1 protein-coding gene and 1 pseudogene are annotated in these 2,682 nt (G+C 73.7%); both read left to right on the top strand.

The window, feature by feature from the left end:
* Window positions 1-388: 388 nt before the first annotated feature.
* Window positions 389-1,879 carry a transglycosylase family protein gene (locus TOK_RS34025; protein WP_253258336.1) on the top strand — a complete coding sequence of 497 codons (1,491 nt, stop codon included), beginning with the start codon at window positions 389-391 and terminating at the stop codon, window positions 1,877-1,879.
* A 169-nt stretch (window positions 1,880-2,048) separates the two neighbouring features.
* A pseudogene (locus TOK_RS12080) lies at window positions 2,049-2,682 on the top strand (hypothetical protein); the annotation flags it as partial.

Here is a 2,682-nt window from a genome sequence, read left to right on the forward strand (position 1 = left end):
CCTGGCCGTCGCCGCCGCGCTGGCCGCGGGACCGGCCCTGACCACCACCCCCGCCCTCGTCGCCGACCAGGCCGACAACCGGACCTGCACCGTCCAGACCACCACCGGAAACACCAGCACCAGCACAGGGACCGGCGGCACCGGGACCGGCGGCACAGGGACCGGCACCGGCGGCACGGGGGCCAGTGGCACGGGGCAGCTCACGCCGGATCAGGCCGCGAAGCTGCTCGAGCAGACCCGGGAACTGGTGACCTCGCTGACCCTCGCCAGCGCGGATGCCCGCGCGGCAGCGTTGGGCTCGGGCATCCGGGCGCTGGGGATCACCCCGTCAGTGGCCTCGGGCTGGCAGCAGCAGGCCCACGACCTCGCCGACACCACGCTGGCCGCGATGGGCGACGACCCGGCCGCCGGAGCACTCGCGGTCGCGCTGGCCAAGGCCGGCTACTCCCCCACCCCCGCCGACCTGCGCACCGACACCAACACGGCCCCCGACACCAGCAAGGCCTCCGACACCAGCGCGAGCACGGCCACCGGCACAGCATCGGGACAAGACGCGGCCGCGGATGGTGGGAGCGGGCCGGCGATCGCACCCAGCGCCGCGGCCGGGTCGGTCCTGCTCGCCGGCGGCGCGCTCGCTGCGGCGATCCGCGCGCTGCCCGCCGACGGCGTCGAGGTCTGCGGCCTCGACTCCACCACCAGCAGGGGCTCGTCAGCTGGTGGCGCCGCCGGCACCGGCGACTGGTCGGCCCAGGCAGACACCCTGCTCGCCCAGCTGACCGGCGACTCCGACCCCGCCGCCCGCCAGCTCGCCCAAATCATCGAGCAGGCCCGCGCCAGCGGGACCGGGACCGGGACCGGGAACACCGTCAACAACCAGGTCACCGAACGCGGCAACAACGGCTCCACCACTGGCAACGACAGCACCGGCACCAGCGACAGCGGCGCGACCAGCACCGGCACCACCAGCACCGACAACGGCAGCAGCGACACCGGCAGCACCGACACCGGCAGCACCGACACCGGCAGCAGCGGGACAGGGAGCACCGGACAAGGGAGCACCGGGAGCACCACCGGTGGTGACACCGCCCCGGGCGGCGGCGGAGCCACGGGTTCTGGGGCTACGACCGGCGCTGACGATGCCCCGACCGATCAGACCTCGACCGGTGGGGCCGGGGCGGCCGGGCAGGCGTGGGAGGCGAAGGCGCAGAAGCTGGCCGACGAGCTGTCCTCCGCCGGTGACGACCCGGTCGCGCGCAACCTCTCCGAGCAGCTCGCCGCGCAGGGCATCACCGGCCGCGCCCAGCAGGCCGGCACCACGAACCCGACCGACACCACCTCCACCGGCACCAACTCCGGGGACAGCTCGTCGACCTCGGACAGCGCCGATCAGGGCGGCGGCGACAACGATCAGGCCAGCGACCAGGACAGCGACCAGGACAGCGCTCAGGACACGGGCAGCGGTCAGCACGGCGCCGACGACGAGCAGAGCTCCGACGACCAGGACCAGCAGCCGCAGGACGACGAGACGTCCCGGGACCGGCAGGAACCGCAGGACCAGGGAACCTCGGATGACGCGGCGACTTCCGGCGGCCAGGGCGGCGACACACAGTCCGGCTCGGATGCCTCGGCCAGCACGACGTGGGACCGGCTTGCCCAGTGCGAGAGCGGTGGCGACTGGAAGATCAACACCGGCAGCGGCTACGGCGGCGGCCTCCAGTTCGCGGCCTCCACGTGGCGGGCTTACGGAGGCGACCAGTACGCGCCGAGCGCGGACCAGGCCACCCGTGAGCAGCAGATCGCGGTGGCGGAGAAGGTCAAGGCCGACCGCGGCGGCTACTCGGCGTGGCCCGCATGCTCTCGCAAGCTGGGTCTGCAGTGACCCCATCCCGATCAAGTGGACTCAGCATGGCCATGGTCGGCCCGCTGATCGTGCTGCTCCTTCTCGGCCTCGTCGTGCTTAGCCTCGGTCTGTGATGCGAGTGCGCGTGCGCCGCGGCTGCAGCAGCGCGGAAACGGCAGATCGGTCAGGCCACGTCATCCGCACCGGGGTGATCGCCAGCGTGGTGGCGCTCGGGCTCGTTACCGGCGCCGGGCCCGCAGGCGCGACCGAGAACTCGCCGTTGGCCATCCTCAACACCTCCGCGGCGTCGTGTGGGTGGCGTGCGGCGGCTGCCGACCTCGCCGCGGCCACCGCCACTGCCACCGACCCGCGCGCGAAGGCCATTTACGACGCGCTCGTCAAGGCTGGGCTCAGCGCGCCCGCCGCCTGCAGCAGCGGCGCGGGCACCGGGAGCGACACCGGGACCAGCACGGGGACGGCACCGACGAAGGGCATCGACGACGGGGCTCCCGGTGGCGGCCGCACACTGACGGTCGGCGCGGGCGGGACCTACCGCGACATCAGCTCTGCGGTTGACGCCGCGCAGCCTGGTGACACCGTGCAGGTCGCCGCGGGTACCTATCCCGGCTTCGCCATGTCCCGCGACGGCGCGCCGGGCAAGTGGCTCACCATCGCCGCCGCACCCGGCGCGAGCGTGGTGATCACCGGCGGCGGTGAGGGCAACGGGCTGGTCTCGCTCGACGGGCGTTCCTGGGTCCGGCTGGTCGGGCTGACCATCCGCGGCTCGTCCAGCCACGGCATCTACGGCGACAAGATCGACCACATCGTCGTGCGCCGCTGCG

The organism is Pseudonocardia sp. N23, assembly GCF_002583555.1.
Classification (GTDB): domain Bacteria; phylum Actinomycetota; class Actinomycetes; order Mycobacteriales; family Pseudonocardiaceae; genus Pseudonocardia.

Coding starts and splice junctions, on each gene's coding strand:
- TOK_RS34025 (WP_253258336.1), top strand. CDS start 389: ATGGGCGACGACCCGGCCGCCGGAGCACTCGCGGTCGCGCTGGCCAAG.